This is a genomic window from Bacteroides sp. 519 (assembly GCF_010500955.1).
GTDB lineage: Bacteria > Bacteroidota > Bacteroidia > Bacteroidales > Bacteroidaceae > Bacteroides.
On record NZ_QVMJ01000003.1, the window covers coordinates 46,557 to 61,424 of the forward strand.

10 protein-coding genes and 1 pseudogene are annotated in these 14,868 nt (G+C 36.0%); 1 reads left to right on the forward strand and 10 read right to left on the reverse strand.

Translation table 11 applies throughout. From position 1 onward, the window contains the following. Window positions 1-36: 36 nt before the first annotated feature. The 8 genes from D0T85_RS03280 to glf all read right to left on the reverse strand — a co-directional run bounded on the left by D0T85_RS03280 (window position 37) and on the right by glf (window position 9,757). A complete protein-coding gene (locus D0T85_RS03280) occupies window positions 37-1,611 on the reverse strand; it encodes a vitamin K epoxide reductase family protein (protein WP_163210217.1) in 1,575 nt (524 codons plus the stop codon). Continuing rightward, entirely contained in the window at window positions 1,608-2,681 is a 1,074-nt protein-coding gene (locus tag D0T85_RS03285; protein ID WP_163210219.1) for a 6-bladed beta-propeller, read from the reverse strand. The genes D0T85_RS03280 and D0T85_RS03285 overlap by 4 nt, the downstream gene beginning before the upstream one ends. Window positions 2,682-2,729: 48 nt before the next feature. Beyond that, window positions 2,730-2,951, reverse strand: coding sequence for a hypothetical protein (locus D0T85_RS03290; protein WP_163210221.1), 222 nt, complete (start codon window positions 2,949-2,951; stop codon window positions 2,730-2,732). A gap of 140 nt (window positions 2,952-3,091) precedes the next feature. Then, window positions 3,092-4,255: a 6-bladed beta-propeller gene (locus D0T85_RS03295; protein WP_163210223.1), complete on the reverse strand. Its 1,164-nt coding sequence runs from the start codon at window positions 4,253-4,255 to the stop codon at window positions 3,092-3,094. Window positions 4,256-4,302: 47 nt separating this feature from the next. Continuing rightward, window positions 4,303-4,521, reverse strand: a complete 219-nt coding sequence (locus D0T85_RS23165; RefSeq protein WP_163210226.1) for a TIGR04149 family rSAM-modified RiPP — start codon at window positions 4,519-4,521, stop codon at window positions 4,303-4,305. A 79-nt stretch (window positions 4,522-4,600) separates the two neighbouring features. After that, complete coding sequence (locus D0T85_RS03305; protein WP_163210228.1) at window positions 4,601-6,790, reverse strand: glycosyltransferase; 2,190 nt, start codon at window positions 6,788-6,790, stop codon at window positions 4,601-4,603. A gap of 1 nt (window position 6,791) precedes the next feature. Then, window positions 6,792-8,645 (reverse strand): glycosyltransferase family A protein, encoded by a 1,854-nt coding sequence (locus D0T85_RS03310; RefSeq protein WP_163210230.1) that lies wholly within the window; start codon window positions 8,643-8,645, stop codon window positions 6,792-6,794. 11 nt (window positions 8,646-8,656) lie between these two features. Continuing rightward, complete coding sequence (gene glf, locus D0T85_RS03315) at window positions 8,657-9,757, reverse strand: UDP-galactopyranose mutase (RefSeq protein WP_163210232.1); 1,101 nt, start codon at window positions 9,755-9,757, stop codon at window positions 8,657-8,659. A 668-nt stretch (window positions 9,758-10,425) separates the two neighbouring features. Between glf and D0T85_RS03320 the strand changes: the two are divergent. Beyond that, window positions 10,426-11,580: pseudogene (locus D0T85_RS03320) on the forward strand (AAA family ATPase); the annotation flags it as partial. Between the two features lie 146 nt (window positions 11,581-11,726). On the opposite strand, the gene D0T85_RS03325 reads toward D0T85_RS03320, so the two are convergent. Next, a complete protein-coding gene (locus tag D0T85_RS03325; RefSeq protein ID WP_163210236.1) occupies window positions 11,727-13,229 on the reverse strand; it encodes an arylsulfatase in 1,503 nt (500 codons plus the stop codon). 85 nt (window positions 13,230-13,314) lie between these two features. Beyond that, window positions 13,315-14,847: an arylsulfatase gene (locus D0T85_RS03330; protein WP_163210238.1), complete on the reverse strand. Its 1,533-nt coding sequence runs from the start codon at window positions 14,845-14,847 to the stop codon at window positions 13,315-13,317. Window positions 14,848-14,868: the final 21 nt, after the last annotated feature.

Here is a 14,868-nt window from a genome sequence, read left to right on the forward strand (position 1 = left end):
ACATAAAGAAAGATACAATTGTAAAGGAGGGATAATTTACAAAATACTTATTCCTTTTAGCAAAACCAGATCATTCAAACCATACTTTGAAAGAGGCATCTCATATCCATTAAATAAGATTGTCGGAGTAGCTCGGATACCAGTTCTTTCGATAAATTCCTTATGCCTATTCAACTCATCTGTAAGATCTGTATTATTATTGTCAAACAAATTTTTCTTCAAAAAATCATCCTCATTATATTGTCCATAGCGATACCAGTTATCAAGAAAAACAAGAAATTCTGATTTATCGTTTTGTGAATATGAAGCTATAAATAATTTGTGTATATCTTCTTTGTCTTTACTAAATGTAGTGAGAACAAACTGAACACAATAATCATTGGCTGCTTTTTTTATCAGATTCACTATTTGTTTATGCATTCTGGCACAAGGTGTACAATGTGGATTTGTTACAATAGTTATTAGATTATTCGCTTCCGGATTTCCCAATAATACATTGGAGTTAGTTTTATCTACCTCATGTTTCTTATTGGACATGAGCATCATTTTAAATATTTCTTCATTGGCTTTCATACTATTAAGTTCCCGAAGTACGTTTTTATGTTCTCTTGAGCCAACAATATATGGAACAATATTTTTAAGCATTAAAAGTGGTAAGGCATATATACACCCTGTTAATAGAATATTTTCCAAGGTTATTAATGGTTGTACTATTAATCCTGAAATATAATTTACCACACATAATAACCATATTATTACCTGAACAATAACACAGAGGGGACACCACTGCCGAGCACGAAATTTCTGATACCATATACTCCACAATGTGAATGGAAGAGCACATAAATTAATAAGTACTGCAAAAGGATATAAAACCGGGAAAAAGAATATTATGATTATATTCGATGAAAAATATGCCAAACCAACTTCACTTAAGCTAATAATACCCCATAACTTTGCTACACTAGAATCGAGTATATCATTACAATCTCCTTTTTTCAGGAAAAGTGAACACACTTTATCGGCAATTTCATTGTGAGTATGAATTTGCTTTAAAAACAACAAATAACTAATATAAAGTCCCAAGGCATTGAAAAGAAATGCAAAACACATCCCTGGTTGCTTCCATAATTCTAATTTTATAAATGCAATAGATATTAATAGGAAAATGACTGCCCAAAGAAAATGATATCCTACCTGTTTCCAGAGTTCAACTTTACGATTGTTCTTGTAATCCGGTTCAACGGAGCATTTATCCGATTCGGCAATAAGAACAACACCCGACCAGACTCTAAGAAATTCGGCAATTGATACATTTATTTTCTTTTGCTTCCAAATATATTCTACATTTTCCGTATCTATTTTCCGCACTACAACAAAATCATTACTAACCTGAGCTATTAATGGTGTAGGAAGTTCATTAACAATACTTGCTTTATCTGCAAATCGGAGCCCTTCGTTTTCTATCTCATAATCCGTAAGCATTTGAGATATTCCAAATAAATTATTTTTATGTGGATGTTGTTCATAGTAATCGGTTGTGAACGTTTTAGTGTGTTTAACTCCTAGTTCATTTAGTATGGTAGTTAATAGGTTTGAATCGTTTTTCATAATTTAAATTTTCCTATAAAAAGTGTTGGATTTAGCTCTTCGCCATCTCCTCCAATATTGTTAAATAGATAATAGAACAGATTGCTATTTAAAGGATTTGGTCGTATTCTCACTTTGGTGTTAGTATGAATATCATCCATAAATCCATCTGTTAGATTATAAGTTCTTTCAGTATCAGCATCATAACAAAAAGAACACTCCCTATAATCAATTCTATGACCAATAACAAAAACAAATCGTGATGTTTTAAATACAGATGTGGGTCTCATATATTTTCCATCAAAAATAATTTTCACAGAAGGTATTAACTGTTGATTCTTAATTTCAAATAAAGTATCACAGAAATTCGGGATATCTAAACGGCCTAACTCTATAGGATAATACAAATATTTTTTTCCATCGGAGAATGTCAAATAGTCTCTCACTGTTGGAGTAACTATTACTTTCTGTTTGAGTGATTCTTCAAATATTGACATACTGTCAATAGTTATTATATTTTCATTTGCTGTGAACAAATTTACTCTTCGCACATATTCCCTTTCCCTTTCTTGATGAATACTTGACACAAGTAATTGTAATTCACCATTCATAAAATTCGCTTCCTCATAAAGCTTCAAAGAAGATAGATGTTCTGCAATTAATTCTCCATCAAAACTGAAAGTAAGTATCTTTGTTGGGCAAATAATATAAATTAAATTTTTCATTTCATCTACCGCAATATCTCCAATAGAGGTATATTCACCGGGACCTTGTCCCTTTTTTCCAATGACACGAACAAACCTGCCATCTTCTGTAAATAGAAGTATTTTAGGAGTATTATTATTATTATCAAAAAAAACAATATGCTTTTTTGATATAATAATACGATAGCCTTGTTGCCATTCTCCTATTATACTCTCATCTGTTAATTCTAACTCTATGGGTATTATCTCATTTGTAACTTCGCTTATATTAAGGAAGTCAATTGGTAAATTAGAAATTGACACTGAGAGTATAGAATCCAGTTTGTTTGAATCACATGAAATAAACAGGGTTATCAATATTAAAAAAAACAATATTCTATATTTCATTAGAATTAAATTTTAGAGAGTGTATTGACACACCCTCTATTTGTAGATTTACAGGAAGCAACCGCCACCATAAGAACAATAGCCTCCTGCTACTAACTGAGCAGAAGCTTGAGAAGCACTGTCGGCCCATATTGTGAAACAAGGACCTGTTGAATACCCCATTCCACAGCAACATCTAAAATCGCTAAAGCCACCTTTAATCAATTTCATTTCATCTCCTTTTAGCACCTCTGCATTTTTCAACAGATTCAGCTTACCAAGTTTTTTCATAAAACATGTATTTAATTAAGCGATAGTTATTTCCTATTGTAGGATTCATTGCCCTACCGCATATCCGGCAATGATATTTTTAAATTATTTCACTCAGATTCTTTTTGCCTTTGCACGATATTTTCAAATTATTTGAGGATTCAATTCTTTATTCGTGCAATTACCACAATAGGGTTATCGTCCTCCTTTGTTTCACTTATTAGTTTCTGAGCTTTTTCACTCAGATTCTTTTTATCTTTATACATCATTATATCTTCAGGAAGATAATAGCCAATCAGTTCGTTGCCACTTATACCCAAAGGATGAAAATCGGGAAGTCCATCCATATCATTTATAAAACCGGCTTTATTTTTCTCACTTAAAGGAATATACGTTTTCTTTGTTTTTTTGTCATAATAGCATGCTTTGAAAGTGGAATTTGTTCTCAGATTAAAATAGATAAAATTATCAGATTCATTAACTAACCAAACTGATCGAAAATCTTTTGCCTTGTTTTCAATTACAAACATCTCACCACCTATATTTATATTTTCATATTTTATCTTTGTATCATTATTGGTAATCCTAAAAATAATGTGAGGTACAAGTTCATTCTTTACACAAAAAACAGTATCCGAGGGAGGTGCTTTAAAATAGATATTTTTGTTTCTTTCATAAAATATTCCATAATCACTAGGCGTATCCCTACTTCTTTTTTCATAAAAATGATAATTAGGAAATGTTTTAAATACTTCTCCATCTCCATAAAAAAACGCCAATACATCCGGATAAATTCCTGTAATATTATTGGTGTAACCAATGAAAACGTCTGAATTGTACATGTATGGATTTGCAATACTACCTTGATGTTTGTTTTCGTTTCTATATTTGGTTCGCGGTTTGATTACTGTGATAGCTGTTTTGTTTGTTTCAACATCAATCATTCGCCAATCTCTTACATTATTTGTAACCAGAAGATCGTTCCGTTTGTCATAATATACAGGATAGAAAGCATATTCGTCGGGACCTTGACCAAATTTACTTATTTCTCTAATATGTTTTCCAGAGTTTCTCTCATATAAGTGTGCATCATTCAACATATTTATAACAACCAGATTTTGATTACGCAAGAAAACTGTTATGTTATTTGACAATATGCTATTTTCTGATAATTCTAAAGAAATATATTCTACACTCTCAAATAAACTACTCATCAGTATATTTTCCCTAATGCTCTTATCTATATCTATAATAAAGACATCTTTACTCCCATTATCATAAGACAATAATGTTATTGAGAGCAGAATTAGTAATGTTTTTTTCATATTTACTAATGTAATATTCATGGCTGATTACAGCCATGAATATGTTTCTAATAATTACTTACACATCTACAAGTCCATCCTGCAGCATGCCAAAAAGCGCACCAAGAATATCCCAAGCTAGGAGGAACATCAAGAAACTCACTGCTTGAGTATCCATATTTGGACCGACCACAGTCCCAAGATCCTCCTCCAATCACTTTCTTCATCTCACTTTTTTCCAGCACTTCCGCATTTTTTAGCAGATTCAGCTTACCAAGTTTTTTCATAAAACATGAATTTAATTAAAGCGGTAGTTTATTTCCCATACAGGACTCATTGCCTACCGCATACCCGGCAATGATATTTTTAGTTTACTATTTGAGACTTTAATTTATGATATAACTCCTTATACTGTTGCGCAACTAATGTTATATCATAAGTGGTTGCAACTTTGCATCTCGCATTTTTAGATAAATAGTCATTTAGTTCATCGGAACTTAATGTCCATTCAATTCCATGTGCCAAATCAGCAACATCAGCATAGCGAGCCAGATATCCTGTCTCTTTATGATCAATAATACTTTCCGGCCCTGTCTTACGAAATGACACTACTGGAGTTTCACATGCCATTGCCTCAATAACAGTTTGCCCAAATGCCTCCTCTAATGATGGAACAACCATTACATCGGCTGCCGAGTAGGCCAGTCTTAGTGTTTTGTTTTCTTGGATCTGTCCCATAAATTTGGTAGGAATATTTAAATCCAGAGTTTGATATTCAGCTCCGAAAACTAAAAAGAAGTATTCATTTTTATGCATTTCCGATAAAAACTGCAATGCTTTTAGTAATAGAGCAAATCCCTTTCTTGGATCATTCATTGCTCTGGTTGCCCCAAAAAGAATTATCTTCTTATCTGATGGAATACTCAATTCCTGCCTTGCAGTTGTTTTAGTGATAGGATAAAACTCTTCAAGATTTATACCATTAGGAATAACATATACATCTCTATCTTTTAACAGTGTGCTACTTAATACTTTTTCTTTCATCCAGAGAGTAGGAACCACAATTGTCATATCAATCATGCTCCAAGCTTTCTCCTTACGTTTCCATATTTCACTGGATAAATCATTTTCATCATTTGATCCTAGTTTCGGACATTTGCCACATCCTGTAATATATCTATTACAATCTCCAAAATAATAGCAACCACCGGTAAAAGCCCAACAATCGGGTAAACGCCAAACAATTTTCTTTCGTATCTTACCTATTTCTTCAATATTAATAAAGCCCGCATTAATAAAATGCAATTGAATTATTTTAGGATCAAATTCATCTATATACCTATCGATATGAACACCTGCAGTGCCGGGAGCAAAGCTATTGGATGCTATTACATATTGGGGGTATACATTTGTAGGTTTCATTTCGTGATAATATCCATACTGTTCATCCTCTTCGGGAGATACAACATAGATTTCTTCTGATGAATTTTCTCTGGATGACAATCCGGACTCTAATACTAACATTTTAGAATGAAGGCCAATCTTTCTTAATCCTGAATGAATTCTATATGCTGCTATTGAAGCACCATGATTCATAATAAATGAACTGAGATATAATACATCTGTAGATGTTTGATAATAAGTTACTGAGACTTTATCCTCCATTTGTGGTGCAAGAAGTGCAAGGCCAACGCCGGCAATGCCTCTATATATTGCTAAATCAGAAGTGTCCGGATTTTGAAGTTGATTGATTAATATACCCTGAAGATCAATAGATGCCAGTTCAGAATCATTGCCCGATTCATATTGGTAAATCAAATTTATCCAGCCTTGTTCTAATATATCCGGTTTATAATCAGACTTATAATTTTCAATCAACTTGTGCCATTCATCATGATCATCCATTGTTTTAATATTATGCTTAAATATAAGGAGGTCCAAATCCGAGAAGTGATTTATTCTATTGGAAATATAGATGAATACTTCTTTCAGTACCTGATTACAACTATTAGATCCTATATTCATTTCTTTGACTTTGTTCAGGAAATAAATAATAGAATTTAAATATGACATAGGTATTATTTGCTCAGTCTTAGAACTAGTAATTAGGAATTCTTTACATTGTGCTAATGTTTCTAAAATTACTCCTCTATTTTCCCTACTCAGAAAATAAAGTCCTTTTGAAAATAAAGGTATATCATTATTTAACTCAGTTACAAAATCTTCAATAGTCATTTTGCCAATCTCAGCATCCATTTCATCCAATATATCATTGTCGGCTTCTACAAAATTATTTCTTATTAAATATTCTATTCCCCAACCAATTCCAGATAATCCTTCGGCAAAATCTTTTTCGTGATTGCTTGTTATGTTTCCGAATAGATTGTCTATATATTCATCTGCGAACTCCGAATAAATGCTATTCCCTGTAAATCTACTATATCTATAAAAGAACAGAACAATTCCAAGCTTACCTGTTAGCAAACCATATTGATCAATGAATTGTGCATTTACATAGAGTGTGTTTGCTATTTGTCTTAATATACTTTTAAACATATTATGCATTGTCTTTTTTATATTGAATAACTTTTCGGAAGAAATCGATCAAGTCTTTTACATAATAATCGAATGTAAATGAGAGTCTATAATTCCTGACATTTTCTCTTAATGTATCCACAAGTTTATCATCCTTTAGTTTCATAGATAATTCTTCATATGTATTAAAGAATATTCCTAAGTTATTCTTCCGGATGTGTGATTGCATTGCCACTATATGTTCACTATTATCTTTTTGGATCATAGGTAATCCTGCTGCAGCAAGTGTGTTCATTCTTGCCGGCATATTTAAATCGTTCCAACCGGTATCCATTATTTTCCCCTTGTTTTGACTATTGAAGCAATGCAACCAGCCGGCATCATATTGGGAAAATTCTTCCACCCACCTATCAGCTGCACAATGAGGATGTGTATGAAAGTATCCGGGAGCGTTTCTTTGGGCTTCTTTATTTAAATCATCACGACTTTTATAGTAATTCTCAGTATATAAATGAACATGAATCTTATTTTCGGCTAATACTTTCAAAGCAGAAATATCTATTCCCACCATACGGCCCGGAACTACTGTATGAATTTCTCCATCCAACTGAGATAAACGAGGTGAAAAGTTATCTGTAAAACAGTCAGCCTTAGGCATATCACCATCCATAATAAAGGATAATCCTTTCTGTGGAATAAATTGTTCATACCACAATTTCAATTCCGGGTTTAAATATATCTTTCCATCAGCATGTGTATACAGATTTATAAGTTTTTCCCATGTTCCGTTTTTCCGGCATACAGATGGACTCTCTTTAAAATGCCAGACAAATGGTATACCAGGCATTTTTTGATGAACTTCGTATGCCAAAGGTACTGCACCATAATTTAGTGTAGCATAAATTATATCTGGTTTTATTTCTTTTACTTTTGCTTCCCAATCGTGATATGGTATGTCGGTTATATTGCCAAAAGGTAAATGGCCAACAGTTGAAAAACTATAAGTAGGCTTTCTCATCCACAAACCAAATAATTTATGGCCTTGTTCTTCAAATGCAAATATTCGTTCTGGATTATATGCTAATTCACCAACTATAAGAATTTTCAACGATGGTTCAGAGGTTACTTTACTTTCTTTTGTAGTATAATTCTTATACAACTCAACCTCATCAATAAATTTATGCTTTGACACCTTTAGCTTTATAGGATCTTGGATGTTATAATACTGTCTGTATATATTCAATCCACCCCCATAATCTTCATTTACTAATTGATGATATTGGTTTGCATGTATCGTCCATCCGGATGTCTCTTCATTCGCATAAACAAACATTCCTTTATCTGAAAGTTTGTGCCAAAACAAATCAAAATAATTATCAGAAACCCACTCATCACGGGTTATCCACCTATCTGTTGTCTTTTTATGTACTACCTGAACTAATTGCAGACTATGCTTATTAAATACACCATTTAGAGCTGATCTATATTCTGCTACCATTGAATCATTTATTTCGGATCTGGCTTTAGAAAAAGCAAGTATACATTCAGGAGATTTCTCAAGTGTATCATATAATACAGCTAAATGATTGTTATAATAGAAATCATCAGACGGCAAATATGCTATATAATTATATTTTGCTTTTTCAAGTCCCCGATTCAATGTATATCCTAGTCCTTCATTTCTGGAGTTTTTCAGATAAATAATCTGTTGGTTTGACAGGAAGTCCTGTATATATTCTTCTGTATCATCCGTACAACCATCATTGATAATAATCAATTCCCAACCTTTAAAAGTTTGCTGTAGCAAACTCATTATAGCTCTGCGTATATAAGTTACCTGATTGTAAGTAGGCATAATTACTGAAAAACCTTCCATATGTAAAGAATTTAAGGCTGATAATTATTTATTTCATGATAAAGTTGTATGGATGCTTTAACTGTTTTATCCATATCATAATATTTATACGCTCCAAGTCTTCCTCCAAAATATATTTGAGCATTTCTTTTTGATAGTGCAACATATCTGTTATATAATTCATTGTTTTTTGTGGTATTAATTGGATAATAAGGTTCCATTTCATTTTGCCAAGCAACAGGATATTCTTTTGTAATAACTGTTTTAGATTGCTTTCCAAATTCAAAATGTTTATGCTCAATAATTCGTGTGAAAGGAGTTTCTTTATCTATATAATTCACTACTGCATTTCCCTGAAAATTTTCTATATCCAAAACTTCTTCTTCAAAATAAAGTGATCTGTACTCTAAATTTCCATAACAGTAGTTATAAAACTGATCTATCATTCCTGTGAAGATTAACTTATCTGCTTTTTTTTGCAAATCAGTGTTCTTAAAATAATCTGTATTTAATAACACATCTGCTTTTCGGAAGCAAGCTTCGAAAATTTGATTATAGCCTCCTATTGGAATTCCTTGATATGGATCTTCAAAATAATTATTATTGAAAGTAAATCTTAATGGTATTCTATCAATAAGAAACATTGGAAGTTCAGTTGCCTGTTTTCCCCATTGTTTTTCAGTATAGCCTTTTAGTAATTTTACATATATATCATGACCAACTAGTTTAAGAGCTTGTTCTTCAAAATTAAATGCAGTTTGTTTTTTCAATCGTTGAGACTCTATCTTCTTTAAGGCTTCTTCAGGTACTTTTGTATTCCACAATTGTATAATCTGCCATTTAACATGAATACTTTTTATCAATTCGTCTTTATATCTTGCCAGTGGCGAATTGACAAAGTGATTAAACTCACAGAATCGATTCATTAAGTCCCAGATATCTTTGTTTTTTGTATGGAATATATGGGCTCCATATTTATGTACATTAATACCCTCAACTTTTTCAGTATAGAGATTTCCGCCAATATGGGATCGTTTTTCTACAACCAAGCATTTCTTCCTGTCTTCTGCTGCTAAATATGCAAATACAGCATTAAATAGTCCGGCTCCAACTAATAGATAATCATATTCCATATTAGCCAATGGGTTAATTTATAAAGGTTTGTATAATTGGTACGTTTGGGAAGAAGAGATGCCTAGGTTAAGGAAAGTTAAAGGTACTAGTAGTTAGTAGTAGTTAGTAGCTAGTAGTTGGTAGCTAGTTGGTAGCTGGTAGCTAGTAGTTGGTAGCTAGTAGTTGGTCAGTTGGTCAACCTGTTCTAGGGATAAGAGAAAAAGAGTCAACCCAAGTTAGGGTTCGACAGTTTCACAGTAGGAAACCAACAGTTTCACGGTAGGAAACCAACGGTTTCACGGTAGGAAACCAACAGTTTCCTATATATGAAACTACTTGTTTTCTATATATGAAACAGTTGGTTTCCTATATATGAAACTACTTGTTTCAACGAACGAAACGAAAATGAAACTAATAGTTTCATGTGCATTTGAAAGCGTGCTGGCAAATTGTAATTATATTTGCCAGCACACTTTGCCAGCACGCTTTAATAGCTTGTTAATCAAGCAAATAAACGGAAGCGTGCTGGTGTGACGGCAAATTTCGACTTTTCAACTTCTGTGTAGAGGAGTTTTTTCAAACAATCTAAAGCGATCTATAAAAAACAACATAGAGTTAATTGCATACATACTTTAAAGACGTATCTTTGTAATAAAGAATTTCCGTTGAACATTAAAAGAGATAAGCCATGCCAACAACTAAGGAACCACGCTACCCCATTGGTATACAAAGTTTTGAAAAACTTCGTGAAGAAGGTTACGAATATGTAGACAAAACCCACCATATCCGTCGGCTTATCGAACTGGGTAATCCTTACTTCCTTTCGCGCCCCCGTCGGTTTGGTAAGAGCCTGTTACTCTCCACCATCGAAGCCTATTTTATGGGCAAAAAAGAACTCTTTCACGGATTAGCCATCGAAAAATGGGAAGCCCCATGGAATATACATCCGGTGATTCATCTCGACTTGAATGCCGATCGTTACGATAGTTGCGAGAACCTGCTAGAGATGCTCGAAAAACAACTCCAGCAATGGGAAGAACTCTACGAAACCGGGGGAAAAGGTATCAATCATTCCGGACGTTTTATGTCTGTAATTGAACATGCCTACCTAAAAACGGGACGTCGAGTAGTGGTGCTCATCGATGAATACGACAAGCCTTTGTTGCGAAGCTTTCACGACGAAGAGCTACAGGATAAGTTCCGGACCATCCTTACCGCTTTCTACACTGTACTAAAAACTGCTGATAAATGGCTTCATTTTGTCCTTATTACCGGTGTCACCAAGTTTGCGCAAATGGGTATCTTTAGCAACCTCAACCAATTGGTCGATATCAGCTTCGACCCCCGTTTTAGCGACATTTGTGGACTAACCAAAGATGAGATAGAAACCAACTTCCAACATGGGCTCCAAAAACTTGCCAACATTAATGACACTGACGTAAAAGGAGCAATGGAGCAACTCACTACATTGTACGATGGTTATTTCTTTAACGAAGACCAAACGAAAGGTATCTACAATCCGTTCAGTGTATTGAGTGCACTGTCGAGTGGTAAGCTACGCTACCATTGGTTTGCAACCGGCACACCCACTTTTTTGGTAGAGATGTTGAAGAAAACTAATCACGACCTTCGCGATCTGGATGGAGTGACTGTTTCGGCAAACTCTATCAGTAACGACCGGGCAGATAAAAACAACCCCATCCCAATGATTTATCAAAGCGGATACCTTACCATTAAGGGTTACGATAAAGAGTTTCAGACCTATACCCTCGGCTATCCTAACGAAGAGGTGAAATATGGCTTTCTCAATTTTATTAGTCCGTTTTACACCAGCATTCCGGAAGATAGGAATTGAATTAAAACACAGAGACACAGAAACACGGAGCTTTTCCTTGTGCTGAACACGGAGGCTTCGCTTTTGTCGTACAATAACTCTGTGTTCAGCACAAAACAAAGAACTCTGTTTCTCTGTGACTCTGTGTTCAAAATTTATCTTGGATAAGCAGGACTATACAATATGGTAGACGATAACTTCACTAAGTTTCCATCCTTTATATACGGTTCCCCACGTTCGGAGAGATGCTGAATCATAGCCTGTCGCATTTCTGCCAACGTCTTTTTATATTTCTTATCTGCGGAACATTCATGCAGTTCACCGGGATCTTTTACCAGATCGAAAAGCTGTTCCTGCCCTGTATTGAAATTCCATACATATTTAATCTTGCCATCGGTAAGTGCGCACCAATAGTTCTCTTTACGGTAACAAGTGGCATGTTCCAGATCAATGTATTTACGCCATGATGAGGTATTGCCTTCGGCCAACCGACGCAAAGAAGCTCCATCCATATCGCTGGGTACTGTACTACCTGCTATATCAATAAATGTAGGAAGAAAATCACGAAGTTCCACAGGTTGTTCAATCTTTGCCCCTGCCTTAATACCAAATGATTGGGGCCATTTAACTATAAAAGGTATTTTTGCCGAACCCTCGTAAGGATATGTTTTTCGCCAGTGGTAATGATCACCCATCATATCACCATGATCAGCAGTAAAACAAATAAGAGCATTATCGTACATACCTTTTTGTTTGAGCACATCTATAATTGCTCCAATCTGATCATCAATAAAAGTTATATTGGCATAGTAATGCCGACGCGAGTTTACTGCATACTCCTCGCCGAAGTTAGCAAATGGTGCATCCGAGGATGCCTTTGAGGGGTCAAGTTCGTTAGCAAACTCAGTACACCAATCGCCCACAAATGGTTTTGGTATATCTGCATCGGCATACAGATCAAGATAACGTTGTGGAGGATCGTAAGGACTATGCGGACGAGCAAATGATATTTTTAAGAAAAGCGGTTGTTCCGACTCATAATTACGAATCAATTCTCTGGCCATCTCCCCCGTCCATGCGGTAGGGTGTAGAGATTTGTCCAACTTATATGTTGTGGCTGCGTGGGCGTTCCATCCTATTCCGGTTTCATCGGGATTGAGGCCGGGAGCGAATACCTGAAACCATTTGCGATAGTCGCTTATAAAATCTTTCGATTCTGCCCGTCCGCTTTCATCAAGCAGTGTGGCATGAAACCCATGAAGAGCATTTTGTGGATTCCAATGCATTTTCCCTATTCCAAAGGTATAGTATCCCAAATCACGTAACATGCGTGGCATTTCGTAGCGGTATTCTTCGGCTACTTTTCCGTATCCCAACATGCCATGATGCCAGGGAGACATTCCGGTTAATAATCCGGCACGAGCCGGGGTACTGCTTGGGGTAGAGGTATAGGCAGATGTAAATAGAGAACCTTCCTGAGCCAGTTGATTCATGGCTGGGGTGTGGATGGATTCGTTACCCATACAGCCCATAGCATCTCCCCGTTGTTGGTCGGTCATGATGAAAATGATATGGGGCTTCTTTGCTGCGTTTTGTGCTTGTAAGGCAAGGGGAAGAAGGGCTGCCCCTATGGCTGCGGTAAGTTGGAGGTGTTTCATGATGTTGTGGTTTGTTTAAACGCTAAGTTACGCTAAGTTACACGGAGTTTATTATTAAAAGTTCCTCCGCGTAACTTAGCGTAACTTAGCGTTTCAAAATACTTCTTTCTTTCTCAAGTATAGCCTTTAGTTCTTCAACCTTTTCGGGGTATTGTGCTGCAAGATTATTCTTTTCGCCAATATCCTCTTTGAGGTTATAGAGCTGCGGCTCCGGATTGTTACCTAACTCTGTATTTGTTAACCGGTTATAGGCAGCACCTTTACCTGGTGTAATATATTTCCATGTACCATTGGATACAGATAAGGAACCAGCCTGTTCAACAATATAATCGCGACCTTTAAGGTCTTTGCCTAACAGTGCATCCAGTTGGTTTCTTGTATCCGGAGCTGCCCCTTCGGGTATATCAGCACCCAGCAGATTTGCTAATGAACCGAAAAGATCAATTTGCGATACTAACGCACTTGATACCGTTTGTTTAGTTTCTGCAGGCCAGCTTACAACAAATGGAATACGTGTTCCGGCTTCGAATATACTGTATTTACCTCCACGGAATGGCCCCCAAGGACGGTGATCGCCTAATAACTCTACTGCTTGATCTTGATAACCATCATCTACAACCGGGCCGTTATCGCTGGTAAGAATGATGAGGGTGTTTTCGGTTAATCCGTGTTTTTCGAGTGCTTCCATAATCTGACCAACACTCCAGTCGAACTCAAGAATGGCATCTCCACGTGGACCCATTCCGCTTTTGCCTGCAAACCGGGGATGCGGTACACGTGGTACATGAATATCGTTGGTTGCGAAATAGAGGAAGAAAGGCTTATCGTGGTTGTTTTCAATAAACTCCACAGCGTGGTGTGTAATGCTGTCGGCAATGTTTTCGTCTACCCACAAGGCTTGTTTGCCGCCTTTCATGTATCCAATACGTGAAATACCGTTTACAATAGCCTGATTGTGTCCGTGGTTAAGACTTGGTTTCTGTACATACAGCATTTCCGGATGATCTTTTCCAAGCGGTTCGCCGGGGAATGGTTCTTTGTAGCTAACTTCAATCGGATCATTCGGATCCAGATTTACTATTCGTTGGTTCTCTACATATACACAAGGTACACGGTCGCCCGTTGCTGCCATAATATAAGAATAATCGAAACCGATATCTGTAGGGCCAGGGGTGATAAATCCGTTCCAGTTCTGTGTACCTGCCTTGTCGCCTAATCCCAGATGCCACTTACCAACCGCACCGGTTGCGTATCCGTTGTTGCGAAACATATCGGCAATGGTAGTTTGTTCGGGGCGGATAACCATTCCCGCATCGCCGGTAGCAATACCTGTATCGTTTCTTCGCCAGGCATATTGACCGGTTAACAGCGAATAACGCGAAGGGGTACTGGTGGCGGCAACAGCATGAGCATCGGTAAAGCGTACTCCGCGGCTTGCCAGTTTTTCTACATTTGGGGTGTGAATGGTAGGTTCACCATTGCAGCTTAAATCGCCATAACCTATGTCATCGGCAAGTATTACAATGACGTTGGGTCTTTGTTCTGTTTGTTTCTTTTCGTTTCCTCCACAGGAAACCAGTAGGGTAGTGCCCAAACTCAGGGCAATCGTTTTTTTCATGATGTATAATTTATTAATGTG

Bases quoted from the DNA above. Each gene is read 5' to 3' on its own strand.
- D0T85_RS03280 (WP_163210217.1), bottom strand. From the start codon at position 1,611: ATGAAAAACGATTCAAACCTATTAACTACCATACTAAATGAACTAGGA.
- D0T85_RS03285 (WP_163210219.1), bottom strand. From the start codon at position 2,681: ATGAAATATAGAATATTGTTTTTTTTAATATTGATAACCCTGTTTATT.
- D0T85_RS03290 (WP_163210221.1), bottom strand. From the start codon at position 2,951: ATGAAAAAACTTGGTAAGCTGAATCTGTTGAAAAATGCAGAGGTGCTA.
- D0T85_RS03295 (WP_163210223.1), bottom strand. From the start codon at position 4,255: ATGAAAAAAACATTACTAATTCTGCTCTCAATAACATTATTGTCTTAT.
- D0T85_RS23165 (WP_163210226.1), bottom strand. From the start codon at position 4,521: ATGAAAAAACTTGGTAAGCTGAATCTGCTAAAAAATGCGGAAGTGCTG.
- D0T85_RS03305 (WP_163210228.1), bottom strand. From the start codon at position 6,790: ATGTTTAAAAGTATATTAAGACAAATAGCAAACACACTCTATGTAAAT.
- D0T85_RS03310 (WP_163210230.1), bottom strand. From the start codon at position 8,645: ATGGAAGGTTTTTCAGTAATTATGCCTACTTACAATCAGGTAACTTAT.
- glf (WP_163210232.1), bottom strand. From the start codon at position 9,757: ATGGAATATGATTATCTATTAGTTGGAGCCGGACTATTTAATGCTGTA.
- D0T85_RS03325 (WP_163210236.1), bottom strand. From the start codon at position 13,229: ATGAAACACCTCCAACTTACCGCAGCCATAGGGGCAGCCCTTCTTCCC.
- D0T85_RS03330 (WP_163210238.1), bottom strand. From the start codon at position 14,847: ATGAAAAAAACGATTGCCCTGAGTTTGGGCACTACCCTACTGGTTTCC.